A 20,360-nucleotide genomic window follows, 5' to 3' on the forward strand; every position below is an offset into this window, starting at 1 on the left:
CACGGAATGAAGCCGGGACCCGCAGAATAGAAAGTACTAGAAGAATCGGCCGAGTTATGTCCACCGGAAAGCCCGCGTCCAGGCGCCGTCGCCCGTGGGCCGGAGCGCGGGCTCGAACGACGTTGAAGGCCCTGCCGCCCGCGGGTACTTTGCCAGGGCGAGGTCCCGTTGATTTTCAGGTTCGAAACGCGCGACGTGCCGGTCCCCACGACCCGGTGGGTCGGAGAACGCCTCGGCCAGAAGCGCGGGGGCTGGATCTTCGGGCCCATGGGTACGGGGAAGTCGCACGCCGTGCGCACCGCGGTGCGCGAGGGCATCCGGGTCGACGTGGCCTCGGGCCCGCTGCTCGGCCAGCGCTTCGCCTCGGATCTGGCCCGGCAGCTCGGCCCCGACGGCAGGCCGCTCCTCGAGGCGTTCCGGAGCGAGGGAATCGAGGCCAGCCTCCACATCGCCGATCGGGCCGTGAACGGGCACCCGTTCGTCGTGGATGGCGCCGACGCCCTGCTCCCCGGGGCGCCGAGCCTGGACGATCCGGCGGCGAGCCTCTGGCAGGACGAGAAGCAGGTGGTGCTCGACTGGCTGCGAGGCCGCCTCGAGCGCTCTCCGACGTTCCTCGTCGGGAGGAGGCACCCCCAGGGCGTCGAGTCGACCTGCGCGCATGCCGCCCCCGGCGACTGGCCCATCCGGCTCGAGGAGGCCGAGAGCGGCTATCGCAACTGGCCCACCCTGGGGAGGCTCGCGAAGGGCAACCCGGCGGTCCTTACGCTCGCGCGCGCGCTGATTCCGCTGCTGCCGGCCTCCGCGTTCAACGATCTCGTCGAGCAGGCGGAGGAGGACGAGGCGACGGTCCTCGGCCTGCTCCAGGGCCTCGGGGAGGCGTTCCAGTCGAGCGCGCCGCCGTCCTGGCAGCGGGTGCTCTCGCTCGTGGGTGCGCTCGGCGAGGTCCCGCGCGACGCGATCGAGCCCCTGCTCGACGGGCGCGCGGGCGCCACCCCGGCCGAGCCAGGGCTGCTCGTGGAGGAGCGCTCCACGCTCGATAGGCTCTGCGAGCTCAAGCTCGTCGAGGAGCGGTCCGGCGCGCTCTCCCTCCTCCCGGCGCTGGCCGACGCCGGCGCGGTCCGCGCGCTGACCCCGAAGGAGCGGGAGGAGCTGCTGCCCGCGGTGGCCCACGCGCTCCTCGCGCCGGTCAACGACGTGCGCAGCCTCGCGCCCGAGCAGGCGTCCCGGGTGCTGCGGGCGCACGCCCTCTTCGTCGAGCTGGGAGACATGAGCCGCGCCGAGCACACCGCCGCGCTCCACGTGCACGGGCTTGTCGAGCTCGCCCGACGCACCAGCCTGGACGAGCGGCACGCGGAGGCCTGGCGCCAGTACGACGGGCTCCTGCGCATGATGCAGTCGGGCCCCTGGAGCACGGGCGACCGGTTCGGGCGCCGGCTCCTCTCCTACGTGCGCCACTACCGGAGCCGGGACGGCGCCCTCGCGGGCATGCTCGACGGCGCGACGTGCCTCGCGGAGTACCGGCAGGCGGTCGCGGAGTGGCCCGAGAACGCGCTCTGGCACCAGCGCCTCATCGAGACCCTTGTGCGCCTCGGCCGTCCGATCGAGGCGATGCAGGCGGTGGAGGAGGCGTCCGCGCGCGTGGAGCCGCACCCGCGCCGTGAAGAGCTGCTCCGGGTCCGCCCCGCCGCGACGGCGCTGCACGCCGAGCTGCCGCTGCTGTCGCTCGAGCTGATCGAGCCCGTCCTCGACAAGTCGGTGGACCTGTTCCCCGAGGTCGCCGACGGCTGCCGGGCGCTGCTGCGCCGCTGGGAGAGCGGGCTCCCTGTGCGCGAGCTGCCGTTTCGCGCGGGGCAAGGGGACACCGAGGGGCTCCTCGTGTTCCACGCCCCGGCGGCGATCGACGTGCGGAAGGCGGGAGGGACCTGGGCGGCGCGCTTGCGCGGGCTCGCGAAGGAGGTCCACGCGGCGCAGCCCCGCGCCGCGATCGAGGCGCTGGCACGCCACATCGCGCACGAGACGCGCCGGCTCGTCTCGACCCCTTCCTCGAACCTCGGGGCGAAGGACGTGCGTCTCAAGGGGCGCCTGCTCTCGATCGTCGACGTGCTGAACAGCGATATCGGCCTCGAACACGCGGCGGAGCGCTGGATCGTGGGGCGGGTCGCGGGCAGGGAGCTCGTCCCGACGATGCGGCACCTGCCCCGGATCGAGCTCCCCGAGGCGCTGCTGCCCGAGAGCGCCGAGGGGCTTTACCTCGCGCGGGTGCCCGTCCACCGCGACGGCGCGCCGTCCGGCCCGGCGACGAGGCTCGAGCCGGCGGGCAGCGGCCGCGACGCCGGCTCGCTGATCGCGCTGCTCGCCCGCATGTCCGGGGACGCCGCTTGAACGATCGCCTCGCTGTCTACATGCTCGACGTCGGGCAGGGCGATTGCACGGTCGTCCTGCTGCCGGACGACCGCGTCGTGATCTTCGACTGCGCCGACGATCACGTGCTGCGCAAGGTCCTGGACGGCTGGAACACACCGGCGATCGCGGCGTTCGTGCTGAGTCACCTGGACCAGGATCACATCGCGGGTGCGCTCCAGTTCCTCCGGGGCTGGACGAGGCCCATCGAGGGCGTCTACCTGTCCACGGATCGCGACGTCGGCGTCGATCACGACGATGCGAAGCGAGCGAAGGCGCTGCTCGATTACGCGGAAGAGCAGAGCCGCGACCAGGGGGCGCGCCGCCGCCGCTGGGAGCTCCTTCCGAACACGAGGGACCGGAGACACCTGGTGAGCGGACCCGGCTGGTCCGTCACCCTGCTCGCTCCGCGGCACGGACAGGTGATCCGGCGCGAACGCGAGGGGGAGTGGGAGGAGGCGAACCGTTACTCCTCCATCCTGCGCGTCCAGGCCGGTCCGAGCGCCATGCTGATCGGCGGGGATGCGCCGCTCCTGTCCTGGAGCGAGCTGCCCCCGGAGGAGCTGAAAGCAGAGGCCTTCCGGATCCCGCACCACGGCGGTGCCCTGAACGACGGCGGCACCCCCGTGGGCTGGAGCGTGGATCGCCTCTACAACGACGTGGGGGCCCCGACGGCGCTGATCTCGGTGGGCACCAACAACGCTCATGGTCACCCGATGGAGCCCTGGGTGAAGCCGATCACCGGAGGAGGCCCTTGTCGCCTGCTCTGCACGCAGGTGACGGCGCGGTGCCACGGTCCCCTCGAGGTCCCCGGGACCGACGGCCGGATGGAGCGTGATCCCGTCGAGCTCGCGGCGCTGCGGCGCCGGGTGATCACCGAGCAGCACCAGTGGACGGAGCCGCAGTACCGGCACCTGACCGACAGGCGCGGTCAGGTCGAGAAGGGTCGTCTCGAGGTCCCGTGCGCGGGGACGGTGGTCGTCAAGCTCTACCTGAACGGGCACGTCGAGGTCTTGCCCTCGCGCGGGGGCGAGCACGAGCGGATCGTCGACGACTGGGAGCACCCGCTCTGTCGTCCGCCCGTACCTTGAGCGGTGGATGCTCGGTGCGTCCGAGCTTCCGCGCCGGGTACGCTGACGCCATCGTCGATCAGGTACGGCTTGCGCGCTGCGCGTGAAGCGAACGCGCTCACCTGGCTTGCAGCGAGTCCCGCGCGATCTGCACCGCGCCGTCCACGAACTCGAGCCTCCAGAGCGCGTCGTCCTCGGGATGGAACAGCGGCTCCACCGACGCGAGCACCAGCGGAGCGTGCGTTGCGGCGATCACCTGGACGATCGGCGCATGGGCGCCCCATGCGGCGATCGTCTTCAGCAGCCCCGGGAGCACCGCCCGCTGCCACCTCGGGTGGAGGTGCGTCTCGGGCTCGTCGATGAGCAGGATGACCTGCTCCGAGAGCGGGAGGGCCTGCCGCCGCGCCGCCTCCTCGTGCTCCGAGAACGCCCAGGTGAGCAGGTAGGCCAGCTTGAGCATGCGCTGCATCCCGGCCGCGGCGAAGATCACCGGGACCTCGTCGCCGTAAGGCATCTTGATGGTGGGGACATCGCGGACGTCCTCCAGGAAGGGCCGTGTGGGCTTGCCGGCCTCCATGGGCCGCTCCGGATCCTCGGACAGCGCCGCGAGCATCCGGGAGAGCATCGCGAAGCGTGGGTCGTTGGACTGCTGCCACCGCGTCCAGTCGTCGAGCAATCCCCGGCAGACCACCTGGTTGTCCCCGGCGCGGAGCTCGTCGAAGACCTGACCCGGCGTGAAGTGGTAGGCGGGCAGCATCTCCCGCTCGCTGCCGTCCGCGCCGCGGTAAAGGCGGTAGTTCTTCGCGGGGTCCCAGACCGAGAACGCCCCGTCCGAGCGCGCGTAGAGGACGAGGCCTGGGTTCGACGGCCGCCCTCGCTTGCGCTTCCAGTCCTGGGCCTTCGGGATCCAGGGGGACACGTCCTCGGTGAGCCCCTTGAGGCCGTCGAAGGCGAACCCGATGGACGCGTCGGGCCGCCTGGGGACGGCCGGGTACTGCGGCCAGGTCCGCGTGAGCGCCCACCAGGAGAGATCGAGGAGGAACGACTTGCCGAGGCCGTTGTCGCCGGTGACGAGGTTCAGCCGGGGGGCGAGCGGCCCGAACGTGAGCTTGTCGGCCGGACCGATGCCGTCGAGCTCCAGCCGTCTAAGCATGGCGCTCCCGGGTGAGCAGGGGGTGCGCGCTTCCGCGCGTGCGGGGCGCGCCTGCCTCAGTCGTCGCCATCGCCGTCCTCCTCGTCGTCCAGTGTGCGCGCGTCGCGCGCCACCGCCACCCCGCGCCTGCGCTCGTCCTCGGCGCGGGCGCGGTTGAGCTCGATCAGCCGGGCCAGGACCTCGTCGCGCACCTCGTCGGGCCAGCGGTAGCGGTAGGGCTTCCGCTTTCGCTTCTTGCCGCCCTCGTCGTCGTCCTCGTCCCCGTCGTCGTGATCGAGGAGGAACTCGCAGGCGGTCGGCACGTCCTGCCAGCCGTAGGCGTCGAGCACCGCGCGGTCCATCTCGGCGTGGAGCGCGCGGAGCTTCAGGATCTCGGGGGAGCGCTCGTCGGGGTCGTGGAAGCGGTTGTAGGTCTTTGTCATGCCCTCGTTGTTCTTCACCATGAGGGCGGCGCGGAACTCGTGGTAGGCCTTGCCGGTCGCCTCGAGCGCGGGGTTGGATTCCCAGCCTTCGGGGAAGGGGAAGGTCTCGAAGCAATCGGAGGAACGATACCCCTGTCGGTCCTCCAACGTTGACGAAGTGAACCGAACCCATGCCTCGTGAGTGCGTGATTGCACGAGCGGGAACGCCTGAGCGCCATACGCAATGACAACGATGTTTTCGCTGAAGACTATGCTCGACGGTAACAGTGCGAAGCCAAGATTCTTGCTCGTTCGTGCCACCGCAAGAACGTGCGGCATGTCACGAACCGCCGTGTAGAGCGCGGGTGCGGGCTCTCCGAAGCGCCACCAGAAGCGGCGTCGCACTTCGCGTTTGTTCTTCATGCGCTCAGGCTTAACCTTGCGCTCGATAATCTCCATCAAGTCCGGCCACCGTCGTGCATCTTCCTCGGTCATCTGGCCGAAGTTGATGACATACCGGCGGTGCGACTGCGTGGGGCTCGCGTTGAGCTCCTCGCCGCCGAGGTAGGGGAAGATTCGCTCCGCATTGCGTGGATTCTTCTCGATCAAGCGCTTCATTTCGGCGAGGCTGTTGGCACGCTTTTTCTTTTCCGTGTCATCGAAGGTGAAGCCCATGCCGAGTACATAACTTCCTATAAAACTGCGTCCCTGATTCGCGGCGAGCGGGGCAGGATCGTCGTCAACCTCGTTGGCAACCAGGAACGCCGAGATGCGAGGCACCGCCTTGCCATCGAGCTCCGGCGTCAGCGCGATCCCTCCGCGCTGTATATGGACCACACTCACAATCACCGCGGCGGCTCCCGGCCACTTGTATCTGCGCTTGGCGGCGTAGATGGCCCCGCCATGCAGCACGATCCAGCGCAGCCCTGTCGCCCTCGTATCACCTTGAGCAATGGTGTTCGTCGCGATGAGTCCGAACGTGCCCGTGCGCCTGAGCATCGAGAACGCCCGCCGGAAGAAGTGGGCGACCAGATCGGCGTTCCCGTGCGACCCCTCGTGCAACGTCTTGAGCCAGTCAACGATGAACGGGCCGCCGGTGGCGAGCAGTGTGTTCTTCCCCGCGAACGGCGGGTTCCCCACGAACGCATCGAACCCCGGGTTCTCCCGCGCGAACACCTCCGGGAACTCCAGCTCCCAGTGGAACGGCGTCACCGGCGGCGTGAGCGTTTTCAGCCCATCCGCCTGCTCGCGGAGCGTGTGCGCCGCGAGCCGCCCGGACAGGAACGGCTCCACCACGGTATCTCCCAGCCGCTTCCTGTGCTTCTCCCGCGCCGCGTCCTTCTTCTCGGAGAAGAACGCCAGCACCGCCAGGTCCGCGATCGCCCGCACGTCGGCGACCAGGTCCTCCGCATCGCCGAGCAGCCGCGACTTCTCCGCCACGTCGGTCGAGTCGCCGAGCGCGTGGATCTCCGCGCGCTTCTGCTCCACCGCCTTCAGCACGGTCGCGAGGCGCGGCCGGAGCAGGAGCGACGGCTTGCCCGTGTCCTTCCAGTCGAAGCACGCGATCTGCTCCTTCGACAGCCCGACCAGCGAGTCCCCCTGCCGGAGGGCGTGGTCCAGGAACGTGAACGGGTGGTCCTTGGCGAGCGTGAACAGCCACAGCGACAGCTTGGCCAGGTCGACCGCGAACGGGTTCTTGTCGACGCCGTACAGGCACCGCTGCGCGACCAGCCGGCGCGCGTGGAGCTCGCGGTCCTCGTCCGGGGGGATCCCCGGGGCATCCCCGTGCTCGCCCCACGCCGCGTCGAGCGCGGCCGCGAGGAAGCGGCACGACTCGACCAGGAACGCGCCCGAGCCCATCGCCGGGTCGCACACCTTGAGGGCGAGGATCTGCTCCGCCCGCGGCGTCTTCCCCCCGGCGAGCGCGTCGAGCTGCGGCTGAAGGGTGGTCCGCACGATCGGCTCGGTCAGCTCGCGCGGCGTGTAGTGGCTCCCCGACCGCCGCCGCTCCTCGGTGGGCTGCAGGTAGAGCGCCCCCTGCGGCAGCACGTCCGGCGTCCGCGGCGACACCTTGCGGCCGAGCGCGGCCAGCAGCGCCGCCTCGGTCCTCGCCGTCCTCCACGCCTTCTGCGCGGCGTCGGCGAGCTTGCAGCCGGCGTCGGCGAGCCGCCTGTCCCGCGCCGCCTCGGGCAGCGCGAGCGCCTCCTCCAGGTCGATCACCACGTGGTGCGGCAGGACCGCGATCGAGCGCCCCGTGGCCTGCTCGAGCGTGAACCCCATCATCGCCTCGTAGACCGAGCCGATCTGCTCGACCTCGAGCGCCCGGTACGAGAGCCGGTCCCCGTCGAGGTACAGCAAGAGCCCGAGGACCTCGTAGATCACCCCGTCCGACACCAGCGGCGGCGTGATCCGCTCGCCCTTCGCCCGGCGCGTCCCGTGGGCGCGCCCCTCGAGGAACGGGTACACGTCGGGGTCGAAGAGGCGCCCCGCGCGCGCCGGGAGCCGCATCTCCCGGGCGTGCGCGCCGTCGTGCAGCACCCGGAACAGCGTGAGGAGCTGCGCCCACGCCCCGTACCGCGCGTGCATCGTGTCGGGGTGCCGGCCCGCGTCCTCGCGCAGCCGCTCGAACAGCCCCGTGACCGAGTAGCTCCCGGGGTAGATCCCGCCCGCGGGCAGGAGCTCGCGGTCCTCGGCGTAGAGCACGAAGACCAGGCGCATCAGCGTGGTGAGCAGCCCGCCGTACACCTGGGCGCGGTCCTCGGCCATCACCTCGCGCAGCAGCTCGCCGCGCCCGCGCGGGTCGACCTCGTTCGCCGCCTGGAACCCGCGCACCAGCGCGTGGAGCGCATCGAGCACCTGCCCGGCGAGCTGGGTCGAGACGGTGCTCTGGTACTTGCGGCTCTCGGCCAGGATCGCCGGCAGCCGCTGCGCCCTCGGGCCGGTGAAGAGCCGGCTCTCGTGCAGCAGCATCACCAGGCCGGCGAGGAGGGGGCGCCCGCCGACCTCGCACATCGCCCGCACGGAGAACGTGAGGTGCCCCGGCGTCTCCGCGCGCGGCGCGTACACCAGCCGGAGGCTGGCCCCGTTGAAGAGGATGCCGATCGGGACCCCGGTGTCGCGCAGCAGCCGCTCGAAGCGCGTCTCTGGGCTCGCGCGCCACCCGCCGCCGTCCTCGCGCTCGGGCGGCAGCGCGTCGAGGTCGGTGTTCGTCGGCTCCTCGCGGACGAGGATCATCGGGGCGGGCTGCTCGCCGCGGGCGTCGGGGTCCATCACGACGTGCGTCGGCGAGAGCGTCTCGCGCTGCTCCCGGAGGTGCACCGACCAGCGCGCGTCGTCCGGCGCGACCGGGCGGAGGTCGTCCGGCCGCCAGCCGAGCACCGCCTCGCAGAAGGGGCCGAGCCGCGTGAGGACCACGTCGCCGCTCTGCCCCCAGCGATCGGCGATGGCGTCGCGGAGGTCGCGCGGCCTGTCGGTCAGGAGCGCGAGCAGCGCGTCCTGCGCGGGGATGACGTCGGTGTTCGCGTACGCCTGCGCCGCGACCAGGGCGGGCGGCGTGACGACGACGCCCACGCGCTGGCCCTCGAGGAGGCCGAGCCACGTCTTGTGGGCCTGGAGATCGCGGTTGTGGGCGGCGGTCGTGCTGCTTGCCATCAGCCTGTCCTCGGCCAGAGGTAGACGAGCCCGAGCGGATCGAGCCGGCGCGCCCGCACCTGGTAGGCGCGCTCGATGCGCCGCGGCTCCGACGTGATCTCGGCCTCGATGGTGCGCAGGCGCGCCTCCCAGAAGGCGCGCTCGGACGCGAGCTGGCGCCGCTCGAGATCGGTGAACTGGAGCTCCTGCTGGGGCTCGTCGTGGTGCTTCCGGATGCGCGCGCGCTGCGCCTCGAGCACCTTGCGGATGTCGGCCGCCTCCTTCGCCGCGCGCTTGGCGAGCTCCTCCTCGGCGCGCTTGCCCGCGGACTCGCCGCGCTGGACGAGCAGCGGCAAGAGCTCCTCGACGTCGCGCTCGGCGGCGGCCGACAGGTCCTCCCGCACCCTGTCGTGCGGGCGCTCCCCGCGCGCGAGCGCGTCGCCCATCTGCCGCAGGATCGCGTCGTGGTGGTCGAGCCCCATCCCGCGCAGCCTGGTCTTGCGCACCACGGGCGCGACCCAGGGCGCGGCCGCCAGGATGACCTCCTCGTGCAACCGGGAGGCGTGGTCCCCGTACAGGCCGAGGCGCCCGAGCAGCACGACCTTCGGCTCGGCCTCGTCGGTGATGACGGCGGTCGCGCGCGAGAGATCGTGGTGGAGGAACCCCTGGGACCGGAACCGCCCGAGCAGGCGCTGGACGATCCGGTGCTCCAGGTGGAGGTGGACGACCTCGGCGCCGAGCGCGCCGGTGTCCGCGAAGACGACGGGCCGGAGCGTCGCCTCCCGGCGCCACGCCCGGAGGTCGACGTCGCGCGGCCGCTCGGGCGCGCGGAGCGCGTCGAGGAGCTCGGCCCAGCCCGGGTCGGCGCCGGGCAGCCGGTCCAGCGCCGGGAAGGCGTACGCGCCGGGCGGCGCCGGCTTGCCCGAGGGGAGCCGGTCGCGCGCGGGGTCGAGGGCCCGCAGCGGCTCGGCGCCGAGCAGCCGGAGCGCCTCGGAGAGGGCGCGCTCCAGGTCCCCGCCGCGGAGGCCGAGGTGCACGCGCGACTCCTCGAGGAGCTGGCGGAGCGTGGCGAGCTGCTTCTCGAGCGGCGCGCGCCGCTCGCGCGAGGCCTCGAGCTCTTCGGGGGCGGGCGCCCCCTTCACCGCGCCGATCTTCCCGCAGAGCGCCGCCGCCTGCCGCAGCGGGATGCCCCTGGAGAGCAGGCGCAGGAGCTCCCCCTCGACGACCGCCCCCAGGCTGCCGAGCTCCTTCTGGATCGTGCTCGTCTTCTGGACGAGCACCTCGAGCACGCGATCCTCGGCGCGCTGCGCGAACAGGAAGTAGTGGCAGGTCACCACCTCCTCGCGCTGCAGCTTGCGGTCGATGCGCCCGTTGCGCTGCTCCATGCGGCTCGGGTTCCACGGGACGTCGAAGTGGAAGAGGTCCGCGCAGCGGCTCTGGAGGTTGACGCCCTCCCGCGCGGCGTCGGTGGCGATGAGGACGCGCACCGGGTGCTCGGCCGGATCGCCGTTGAAGGCGCGCTTGATCTCCTCGCGCTTGGCCTCGTCGGCGATCTCGCCGTGGAAGACCTCGACGCGCTCCTCGCCGCGGTCGGTGGAGGCGAGCGCGGCCCCGAGCTGCTGCTCCAGGTAGCGCTTGGTGTCGGTGTACTCGGTGAAGATCAGGACGCGCGCGGCGTGCTCCCGCCCCTTGCAGCGGTCGAGCCAGCGGGCGGGCCTCGCGGGCTTCTCCCCGCGCGCGGGGAGGTCCGGGCAGAGGTTCTCCCGGATCCAGGAGAGGAGGCGCTCGATCCGCGCGTCGGGCGCGCTCGCGTGCGCCTCGGCGACCTCGATCATGCGGTCGAGCAGCGCGAGCTCCTCGGCCTCGGTCGCCTCGCTGGACGCGCGCGTCGCGGCCTCGACCTGCGCGCGCTCCTCGCGCCGCAGCTCGTCCTCGCCGACGCCGGCCCGCTCGTCGTCGGCGCCCGGCGCCTCGCGCAGGAGGTCGAGCCGCTCCTCGCGGACCGGCGCGGGGGGCCTGGCGCCCTGCTCCTTCTGCTTCTTCTCGCGCGCCTTGCGGAGCGCGTCGCGGTGGGCGAGCAGCGTGCAGCGGAGCGCCTCGATCGAGGAGAGGAGCCGCTTTTGCAGCGAGATGTCGAGGAGCCCGGCCGCCGCCTGCGCGCTCCGCGACGCGCGCGCGAGCCGGCGCGCGCGCAGCTCGCGGTACTGCTCGAGCATGCGCGAGAGGACGAGCTCCGGCGCGTCGTCCGGCAGGCCGTCGAGGGTGATCTGCTTCACCTCGCGCCGGGGGAACGCGACCTTCACCTCGCGGAGGTCGGACTTGAGGCGGCGCACCATGATCGGCTCGAGCTGCCGCTGCGGCTCCTCGAGCGGGATGCCGCGCGTGAAGCGCTGCGGGTCGAGGATCTCGAGCAGGGCGGTGAAGCTGTTCGAGTGCCCGTTGTGGGGCGTCGCCGAGAGGAAGAGGCGGTGCTCGAAGAGCTCGGCCAGCTCGCGCACCGCGCCGGTGAGCTTGGAGTCGACGGCGTACTTCGCGCCGCTCGCGGGCGCGGCGTTGTGCGCCTCGTCGAGGATCATCATCGAGCCGCCGCCGTCCTTCTGCAGGCAGGCGCGGAGCGGCGCGACGTACGCCTCGTCGCGGACGAGGGCGTGGGAGACGATGAACAGGTTGTGGGTCAGCCACGGGTTGACCGAGTAGCCGCGCTCCCGGCGCTTCTTCGCGACGAAGGCGCGGTCGAGGATCACGAAGGAGAGGCCGAAGCGGGACTCGAGCTCGTCGCGCCACTGGACGACCACGGAGGGCGGCGCCACGACGACGACGCGGCGCACGCGCTGGCGCATGAGGAGCTCGCGGAGGATGAGCCCGGCCTCGATGGTCTTGCCGAGCCCGACGTCGTCGGCGATGAAGAGGTTGACGCGCGGGAGGAGGAGCGCCTTGCGGAGCGGCTCGAGCTGGTAGGCGTGCAGCTCGATGCCGGCGCGGTGCGGCGCCTGGAACAGCCGCGGCCGCGTGGAGGTGACGCAGTGCCACCGCTGCGCGTTCAGGTACGCGGCGAACGTGCGCGGCGCGTCGAGCCCGCGGGCGGCGACCTCGCGAAAGCTCGCGGCGTCGACGATCCGCGCGTCGACCTCGCTCTGCCAGAGGACGGAGAGCCGGGCGCCCTGCGCGTCGTCGTCGAGGCACGAGAGGTGGACGACGGCGTCCTCGTCGGGCGCGTCCTGCGCGACCTGGTCGACGAGGTAGAGGCGCGAGCGCACGCGCACGAAGTTGCCCTGCTGCGGGGTCACGGACACGGGGGCATCCTAGAGCGACAAGCGGGTGGAACCTGCCTGAAAGGCACGGAATTTTGGACCGCCGAGGCGCCGAGGACGTGGGCGGGGGTGTGGCTCGGCAGGCGGCGGGGAGGTCCGGATCTGGGCGGGTGCGTGGCCGGGCAGGCGGCGGGTAGGTCGGGATCTGGGCGGGTGCGTGGTCGGGCAGGCGGCGGGTAGGTCGGGATCTGGGCGGGTGCGTGGCCGGGCAGGCGGCGGGTAGGTCGGGATCTGGGTGGGTGCGTGGCCGGGCAGGCGGCGGGTAGGTCGGGATCTGGGCGGGGCATGGCCGGGCAGGCGGCGGGTAGGTCGAGACATGCCGAGGGCCCTGGCGCGCAGGTCCCCCGGCATCTCGCGGGCGCCGGGATGCTGGCTACAGCTCGGGGGCGGCGGGCGCGACGGGTGAGGCCGGCGGCTCGGCGGCCGCCGCGGGTGGGGTGGTCGGCGCGGGGGGGGCAGCCGCCGCAGCCGGTGCGGCCTCCGCGGGGGCGGCCGGCCCCGGGGCGGCGCGCCCGCGCGCGGCGCGCTCGCGGTCGGCGTTCAGCTTGTCGATGTACGCGAAGAGCCGCGCCTCGTGGTCCGCCGGCAGCGCGCTGCCCTCCTCCTGGATCTCGTCCCGGAGCGCGTCCCGGAAGCGACCCAGGAGCCCCACCGCGGCGTTGCGCAGCGGCCCGGTGGCCGCGGCGCTCTCGCCCGTCGCGAGGAGCGTGGCGCGCCGGCGCAGGAGCCGGTCGATGTCGTCGCCGGCCGCCACGAACGCCTCGACCCAGTCGTGAAGGGTCCCGCCGCCCGGCGTGGCCACGGCCTCGAGCTCCGCCTTGCGCCGCGCCAGCTCGGGCCGGTTGTCGAGCGCCGCCGACGCCTCGTCCGCATAGGGGGCGCGCAGCACCTCGAGCCTCGGGACGAACGTCCGCTGCGCCGCCGCCGCCGCGTCCTTGATCGCCGCCGGGAGCGACGGGTGCGCCTCGATGGCCTTGCACAGGAAGAAGACGGCCCCCCCGAGCCCGTCGTGGCGGACGTCCGCCTCGGAGAGCTCCCGGGCGAGCGGCGCCTGCGTGCCCGCGGCGTCGGGGATGGCGTCTATCTGCTTCTGCTTTGCCCTGAGCCGCGGCTCATAGAGCTTGCCTGTCGCCGACAGGCGCAGCTCCTCGGCCCTCTCGTCCAGGAGGTCGCGCAAGGCGAGCTTCAGGTCTCCGATCGTGAGATTACGCAAGGTTCCCTCCGTGCATGCATGATCGCCCGCTCCCCCCCCCGCCGCGCGAACGGCCGGGGGGCGAGCAGAGGATTGTTGTCGGATCGTGGCACGATAGTGGAGTTGTCGGCATCCGGGTAGACCCAATTCGATCGGTCGAAGAGGGCGCGGAGGCGAGGGGGGCGAAATCGTGCTGCGTGGCGGGCGATTGGGTGTCTTCCGGGGCGCGGCCGGTTCGCCTGTTGTCGTTTGTAATTGCTATTTGCTTGTCATTCTGATTCCTTCGCGCCCGCGGAGGAAAGCGATGACATCCGGATGGGTGAAATCGAGAGGGTGGGGACTCGCGTGCTGCGTTCTGGTGCTCCTCGTGGGGGGGGCATGTAGCTCCGGCTCGCTGGACGATGAGGAGCTGCGCGGTACGGCGAAGCTCGCGGCGAGCGCCGACGACACGACCTGCGTCACGATCCAGCGCGGTACGGCCGGCTCGGTCGAGGACGCGACGATCTGGGAGACCTTCCCGACCTGGAGCGACTCGACCGTGCTCCTCCGGACGGGCACCCTGGCCGAGTTCGGCGTGCGGCACGCCGTCCTCCGCTTCGATCTTTCGCCGGTGCCGGCTGCGGCGACGATCGAATCCGCGACGCTGCGGCTCGAGCAGATCTACCGCGATGACACCAGCTCCAGCACCATCAACGTCCACCGGATCACCTCGCCATGGACCGAGCCGACGGCGACCTGGCAGAGCCTGGGAAATGGGAGCGCCTTCGACCCGGCGATCGCGGGGTCGTTCCAGTCGCTGCCCGGCGCCGGGGTTCGCTCGGCCGATCTGACGTCGCTCGCCGCGGCGTGGCTCGCCGGCACGGTCCCGAACCACGGCGTGCTGCTGGAGGAGGCGCCGGTCCTCACCACCAGCTTCCCGAGCAGCGAGGAGCCGACGGTCAGCCGGCGGCCGAGCCTCGAGGTGTGTTACACAACCACGGCGAGCTGCTCCGGCACGCTCGATGACAACGACGCGTGCACGACCGATACGTGCGATCCGGTGCTGGGCGTCCTGCACACCCCCATCTCGACCGACGACGGCGACCCGAGCACGATCGACACGTGCGACCCGGCGACCGGCGCGGTGACGCACGTCGCCTGTCCGGCGCTGGACCCGACGGTGCCCACGCGGCTCATCGACGCCGTGGGCTGCATCTACCAGGGGCCGAACGCGCCGCAGACGGGCGTGACCGCGACGATCGCCCCGGCCTCGGTCGCGGTTGTCAAGGGCAAGGTCGCGACGCGAGCGGGCGTCCCGATCTCGGGCGTCAAGGTGAGCGTGCTGCACCACGACGCGGGGGACGCGGAGAGCTACGGGCAGGTGCTCACGCGCGCCGACGGGGCGTTCGAGCTGGTCGTGCGGGGAGGCCTGCCGCTCACGATGAAGTATGAGAAGGCCGGCTATCTGCCGGTGCAGCGGCAGGTGAGCACGCAGTGGCAGCACTGGTCCGAGGCGCCCGACGTGGTGCTGATCGAGAGCGATCCGGTGGTGACGCCCGTTGCGCTGGGGAGCGTGGCCGCGGCGCAGGTCGCGCGCGGGAGCGTCCAGACGGACGAGAGCGGCACGCGTCAGGCCACGCTGCTGTTCCCCTCGGGCACGACGGGGACGATGACCGTGCCGGACCCGAGCGGACCGCCGGGGGCGACGATGACTGTGCCGCTACCGGCCGAGGTGCACGTGCGCGCGACCGAGTACACGGTCGGGCCGAGCGGTCCGGAGGCGATGCCGGGAACCCTGCCGCCGACCACCGGATACACGTACGCGGTGGAGCTCGGGCTCGACGAGGCGGTCGCCGCCGGGGCGACGAAGGTCGAGTTCAACCAGCCCATTCCATTCTATGTCGAGAACTTCCTGAACTTCCCGGTCGGAATGCACGTGCCGCTTGGCTACTATGACGCGCAAAAAGGGGCGTGGGTGCCGGCGAACGACGGGCGGGTGATCGAGATCCTCGATGTGAGCGGCGGGGTAGCGTCGGTGGATGCTAACGGCGACGGCGTCGCCGATGACGCGAACGCGCTAACCGCGCTGGGGATCAGCGCCGAGGAGCTGGGGCAGCTCGCCACGCAATACACGGCGGGCACGAGCCTGTGGCGCTCTCTGGTCACCCACTTCACGCCGTGGGACTGTAACTGGCCGTTCGGCCCGGGCCCTGGTGCCGCACCGCCGCCGGTTGGTCCTGGCGGTGACGGTTCGGGCGGCAGCGGCGGGTCCGGGGGTGGCGGCGGGTCCGGGGGTGGTGGCGGCTCCGGGGGTGGTGGCGGCTCCGGGGGCGGCGGCGGGTCCGGGGGCGGCGGGGGCTCGGACCCCGACGACCCCAGCGTCGAGTGCGGATCCATAATCGAATGCGAAACTCAGACGCTCGGGGAGCGTTTGCCCATCACCGGGACGCCATTCGCTCTTCACTACAAGAGCGACCGAACCGCAGGAGGCAACCGGGAGCGTTATCGCCTCGCGATCCCCCTGACGACGTCGGCGGTGCCCCCCAACCTCGAGCGGATCGTCTTCAAGGTGACCGTGGCGGGAAAGACGTTCGATATGAGCGTGGACTGCCCCTGCTCGCCGAACCAGAAGTACACGTTCGTGTGGGATGGGAAAGACGCGTTCGGGCGCGTGGTCCCTGGCGCGCAGCCGGTCACGGTGGACATCGAGTACGTCTACGAGGGGGTCTATTTTATGCCCGCCGCGCAGGGCGCGGCGTCGAGCGGCTCGGGTGGCAGCGGCTCCGGCGGCGGCGGCTCCGGCGGCGGTGGAGCCCCCCGGTCTTTCGCGGTTCCTTCCGATGTGATCATCACCGGGAGCCGCACGCGGGAGGAGGTCTCCATGAGCCGACGCTGGGAGAGCACGCTTGGGGCCTGGACCAACGGCGCGTCTGCGCTCGGTGGCTTCAGCTTGAGCCCTCATCACGTCTATGACCCGAGCACGTCCACGCTCTACCGTGGCGACGGCTCGCATCGCACCGGCCTCAACATGGTCCGCAGCCTCCGGCGCATCGCCGGCGCTCCACCTGAAGATGGCGGTGATTCGCCCAATGCGGTCGCTATCACCGGCAGCTCCCGTGGAATCGCGTTCGCTCCTGACGGAACCCTCTATTATTCCGATGCGACTAACTGCTGTCTCCGCAAGGTTGCTCCTGATGGTTCGGTTGCGACCGCGGTCGGAATTTGCCATTCCTGCGGATACAATGTAGATGACCAGCCTGCGACGCAGCCGCTCCTCGCCAAGCCTGAGCAAATCGCAATTGGGCCCGATGAGAGCATCTATGTGAAGGATAACTATCGCGTCCGGAAGATTGCGCCCAATGGGATTCACACCACCGTTGCAGGCAATGGCCTCGTAGGTGACCCGCCGGCCGACGGGGCACTTGCCTCCTCCGGTCCGTTGGGGCCCCTGGGTGCACTTGGGGTCGTTCGCGGTATCGCGGTGTCCAACGATGGCAGCTTGTACCTGGCGTTCCATCGGATGATCCGCAAGGTGGCACCTGATGGGATCATCACGACGATCGCAGGTTCATGGAGCAGCTCACCTACCGGAAGTTCCGGTGACGGCGGTCCCGCTGTCCAGGCCCAGTTCTCCGCCATCCGGGGCATAGCCCTCGGGCCAGACGGATCCATATACTTATCCGATGCTTGGTCCACCCTGGACGATGTAAGTTACCGGATCCGACGGATCGATCGCAACGGGATCATCACCACGATCGCAGGTAATGGGGAGAGCAGCACATCGGACGACGGCGTGGACGCGATCTCGGCGCCGATCGGTGCTCCCGGTGCATTGGCGGTCGGACCAGATGGCAGCATATACTTCATCGCGGAGTCCGGAAACGTCCTGAACCCGGATAAGCTCATCCGCCGCATCACACCCTCTGGAGTCCTCACCACCTCCGCCGGCAAACGCGGAACTCGTCCTGCGGAGTGCTGGTCCTCGTACTGCGGCGGACCCGGCAGTCCGGCGACCGCAGCCTGGCTCAGGAATCCGGTGGCGTTGGCACTGGCACCGGACGGGAGCCTGGCGTACCTCGACGCCGCCTCCCCCTACGGAATCGCGGGCGTCGTCAACCGTATCGATGTGGCGCTCCCGGGCATCACTGCGGCCGACATTGCCATCACGAGCGACGACGGGACCGAGGTGTACATCTTCGACCCGCAGGGCAGACACCTCGCCACCCGTGACGCGCTCCTCGGCACTGTGCGCTATCAGTTCGGCTACGATGCCGCGGGTCGGCTGAGCACGATCACCGATGTCGACCAGCAGGTCACGACCATCCAGCGCGACGCGGACGGCGACCCGACAGCCATCGTCGCGCCGACCGGGCAAAGCACCGCGCTCGCCATCGACGCCGAGGGCTATCTCTGGACGGCCACGAATCCAGCGAACGAAACGACGACGCTCACGTACTACCCGAACAGCGGGCTGATCCATGACCTGGAGGATCCGCTCGGCCGGGTGCACGAGTTCGAGTTTGACGCGGAAGGACGCCTCGTCAGGGACTCCGATCCGGCGGGTGGCTATAAGCAGCTCAGCCGGACCGAGACGGCCTCGGGGCACCGCGTGACGATCACGACCGCGATGGGGTTGACCCGGGGGTACGAGGTCGCGACGCTCCCGGACGGAAGCAAGCAACGCATCCGCACCGGGTCGGACGGCCTGTCGACCGTGGAGCAGATCAGCACGAGCGGGACCAGGACGGTCACGGCGCCCGACGGCACGGTGGTCTCCGTCGAGGTCACGGGAGACCCTCGCTTCGGCATGCAGGCGCCCATCCTCAGCAAGGAGACGATCACGACGCCCCTCGGAAAGACGCGGCAGACCACCGGGGCGCGCTCCGTGACGCTGTCGGATCCCAAGGACTCGCTGAGCGTCTCGTCGATGACCGATGCGGTCACGATCAACGGGCGGTCGTTCACGCGGCTGTTCAATAAAGCCACGAGCACCGTGGTCTCCACGTTGCCGTCAGGACGGAGCGTGACGACCACGCTGACGCCGCAGGGTCGAGTTGGAAGCATCGCGCTCCCCGGGATCTCTCCGGTTGGCTTCACGTACTATCCGGATGGTCGGCTGCATACCTTCTACCAGGGATCGAGGACCTGGACTTACACATACGAGAATGGATGGCTGGCGAGCGTGACGAATCCGCTGCTTCACACCGAGCAGTTCATTCCTGATCCGGTCGGCCGGACAACGCAGATAACGAGGGCCGACGAGGAGCTCATCGAGATGAGCTACCACCCTGGCGGACAGCTCCATACGGTAACTCCACCAGGTCGGCCGGAGCACATCTTCAATTATACCCCTGCGGATCAGCTGCTCGCAGAGGATGCCCCCGACGCCGGAGGCATCCCCACGGTGACCGCCTGGTCCTATAATCTGGATCACCTGCTGACGGGCTCGACCCGTCCCGGCGAGCCGGCCAGCTCCTACACGCGGGATCCTGCGACCGGCCGCCTCGAGCTTGTGACGTTGCCGCTCGGCATGGGGATTATCGATCCGGTTTATCATCCAACGACTGGAAAACTTGCCAGCATCACGGGGCCATCCGGTATCGCGCTCGCCTTCGGTTACGACGGCGCGCTGATGACCAGCCGGACGTGGACAGGCGCCGGGTTTGGAAGCGGCGCGAGCACGGTGAGCTGGATTTACAACGACGACTTTCGCATCGACAGCGAGACCATTAACGGCGCGGCGACGAGCTTCGGTTACGACGCCGACGGCTTCCTCGACCAGGCCGGCGATCTCACGCTGTACCGGCATCCGCAGAACGCGCTGTACACCGGGAGCAGCGCCGGCGTCGTCACCGACACCGTGACGCCCGACACTGACGGCGGCGTGGAGAGTTACGTGGCACAGGCGGCTGGCGCCGTGCTCTACGAGGTGACCTATACCCCGGATGCCCTGGGGCGTATCGACCTGAAGACGGAGACGAGCCTGGGAGACACCCACTCGTACGATTACGACTACGACGCCGTCGGGCGGCTCACCGACGTGTTCCGAGACGGCGTGCTGGCCGCGCATTACGACTATGACGCGAACGGAAACCGCCTCGCGCGCACGTCGCCCGCAGGGACGGAGGGCGGCTCCTACGATGACCAGGATCGGCTCCTGGCCTACGGGAACATGACGTACGGGATGAGCGCGGCGGGCGACCGGACGAGCGTGACCGACGCGGCGACGGGAGGAACGACGACCTTCACGTACGACGCCGCGGGCAACCTGCGGCACGCCGACCTGCCGGATGGCACCGAGATCGACTATCTCGTCGACGGCGAGGGGCACCGCATCTGGAAGCAAAGGAACGGGGTGAACGTCCAGGGATTCCTGTACCGGAGCGACCTCCAGCCGGCGGCGGAGCTCGACGGCGCGGGTAGCGTGGTGGCGCGCTTCATCTACGGGCGAGCGCGGAACGTGCCGGATCTGATGATCAAGGGCGGCGTGACATACCGCATCCTCACGGACCACCTCGGCAGCCCGCGCCTCGTGGTCGACATCGCGACCGGCGCGGTGGCGCAGCGGATGGACTTTGACGAGTTCGGACGCGTGCTCCTCGACACCAACCCGGGATTTACACCGTTCGGCTTCGCGGGAGGGCTCTATGACCGAGATACGGGACTTGTGCGCTTCGGGGCGAGAGACTATGACGCCACGGCGGGGAGGTGGTTAACGAAAGATCCCAGCGGCTTTGCTGGGGGATGGAATCTCTACGCGTATGCTCACGGCGACCCTATTACGTATGTCGATATTAATGGCAGAAACCCATGGCTGGTGGCGGCCGGGATTGTCGCGGGTGGAGCAGTGATTGCGACCTGGTTAGATATCTACGAGCTCCCGCTGAGGGACGCCGACGACACGGGGCTGCCCGGCGCTCTGGATGGGCCACAAGATGCCTATCGTCACTGCCTTGCGTCATGTGTTGCCACAGGTCACTTCTCTTCCTCATTTGCGGAACTTATGAGCTATTTTAATGAGGATGGTACGGGGTTGCCAGACGAGCAGATGGATCGTTACAACGATCGGCGAGGTCGTGAGTGTGGAAAGCGAGTGGGCTCTGACTCGGATACTGTCAACGGGTGCAGAGAAATGTGTATGGATGAGCTCGAGTCCAACAGGCTTCGTGTCTTGCCCCAGGATCGGTGGAGGTTCTAGAGCGATTCTCGCTCGAATGGGGCTGC

At 70.4% G+C, this 20,360-nt stretch carries 7 protein-coding genes; 3 read left to right on the top strand and 4 right to left on the bottom strand.

The window, feature by feature from the left end:
- The first annotated feature begins 267 nt into the window (after positions 1 to 267).
- Both WMF31_RS06315 and WMF31_RS06320 read left to right on the top strand, forming a co-directional pair.
- The gene (locus tag WMF31_RS06315; RefSeq protein ID WP_436601061.1) at positions 268 to 2,382 is read left to right on the top strand and encodes a hypothetical protein; all 2,115 of its coding nucleotides are present in this window, start codon (positions 268 to 270) and stop codon (positions 2,380 to 2,382) included.
- Positions 2,379 to 3,491: a ComEC/Rec2 family competence protein gene (locus tag WMF31_RS06320; RefSeq protein ID WP_436601062.1), complete on the top strand. Its 1,113-nt coding sequence runs from the start codon at positions 2,379 to 2,381 to the stop codon at positions 3,489 to 3,491. Before WMF31_RS06315 ends, WMF31_RS06320 begins: the two co-directional genes overlap by 4 nt.
- Positions 3,492 to 3,588: 97 nt before the next feature.
- Here WMF31_RS06320 and WMF31_RS06325 read toward each other — a convergent pair whose 3' ends face one another.
- The 4 genes from WMF31_RS06325 to WMF31_RS06340 all read right to left on the bottom strand — a co-directional run bounded on the left by WMF31_RS06325 (position 3,589) and on the right by WMF31_RS06340 (position 13,178).
- On the bottom strand, positions 3,589 to 4,623 hold the full coding sequence (locus WMF31_RS06325) for an AAA family ATPase (RefSeq protein WP_436601063.1): 1,035 nt from the start codon (positions 4,621 to 4,623) through the stop codon (positions 3,589 to 3,591).
- A 56-nt stretch (positions 4,624 to 4,679) separates the two neighbouring features.
- Entirely contained in the window at positions 4,680 to 8,675 is a 3,996-nt protein-coding gene (locus WMF31_RS06330) for an Eco57I restriction-modification methylase domain-containing protein (RefSeq protein ID WP_436601064.1), read from the bottom strand.
- The gene (drmD, locus tag WMF31_RS06335) at positions 8,675 to 11,947 is read right to left on the bottom strand and encodes a DISARM system SNF2-like helicase DrmD (RefSeq protein ID WP_436601065.1); all 3,273 of its coding nucleotides are present in this window, start codon (positions 11,945 to 11,947) and stop codon (positions 8,675 to 8,677) included. Before drmD ends, WMF31_RS06330 begins: the two co-directional genes overlap by 1 nt.
- A gap of 391 nt (positions 11,948 to 12,338) precedes the next feature.
- On the bottom strand, positions 12,339 to 13,178 hold the full coding sequence (locus WMF31_RS06340; RefSeq protein ID WP_436601066.1) for a hypothetical protein: 840 nt from the start codon (positions 13,176 to 13,178) through the stop codon (positions 12,339 to 12,341).
- Between the two features lie 337 nt (positions 13,179 to 13,515).
- Between WMF31_RS06340 and WMF31_RS06345 the strand changes: the two genes are divergently transcribed.
- Positions 13,516 to 20,334 carry a DNRLRE domain-containing protein gene (locus WMF31_RS06345; RefSeq protein WP_436601067.1) on the top strand — a complete coding sequence of 2,273 codons (6,819 nt, stop codon included), beginning with the start codon at positions 13,516 to 13,518 and terminating at the stop codon, positions 20,332 to 20,334.
- Positions 20,335 to 20,360 lie beyond the last annotated feature (26 nt).

Origin of the sequence: Sorangium sp. So ce1036 (assembly GCF_051369805.1) — a bacterium.
GTDB classification, from domain to species: Bacteria; Myxococcota_A; Polyangia; order Polyangiales; family Polyangiaceae; genus Sorangium; species Sorangium cellulosum_F.

Bases quoted from the DNA above. Each gene is read 5' to 3' on its own strand.
- WMF31_RS06330 (WP_436601064.1), bottom strand. From the start codon at position 8,675: ATGGCAAGCAGCACGACCGCCGCCCACAACCGCGATCTCCAGGCCCAC.
- WMF31_RS06325 (WP_436601063.1), bottom strand. From the start codon at position 4,623: ATGCTTAGACGGCTGGAGCTCGACGGCATCGGTCCGGCCGACAAGCTC.
- WMF31_RS06315 (WP_436601061.1), top strand. From the start codon at position 268: ATGGGTACGGGGAAGTCGCACGCCGTGCGCACCGCGGTGCGCGAGGGC.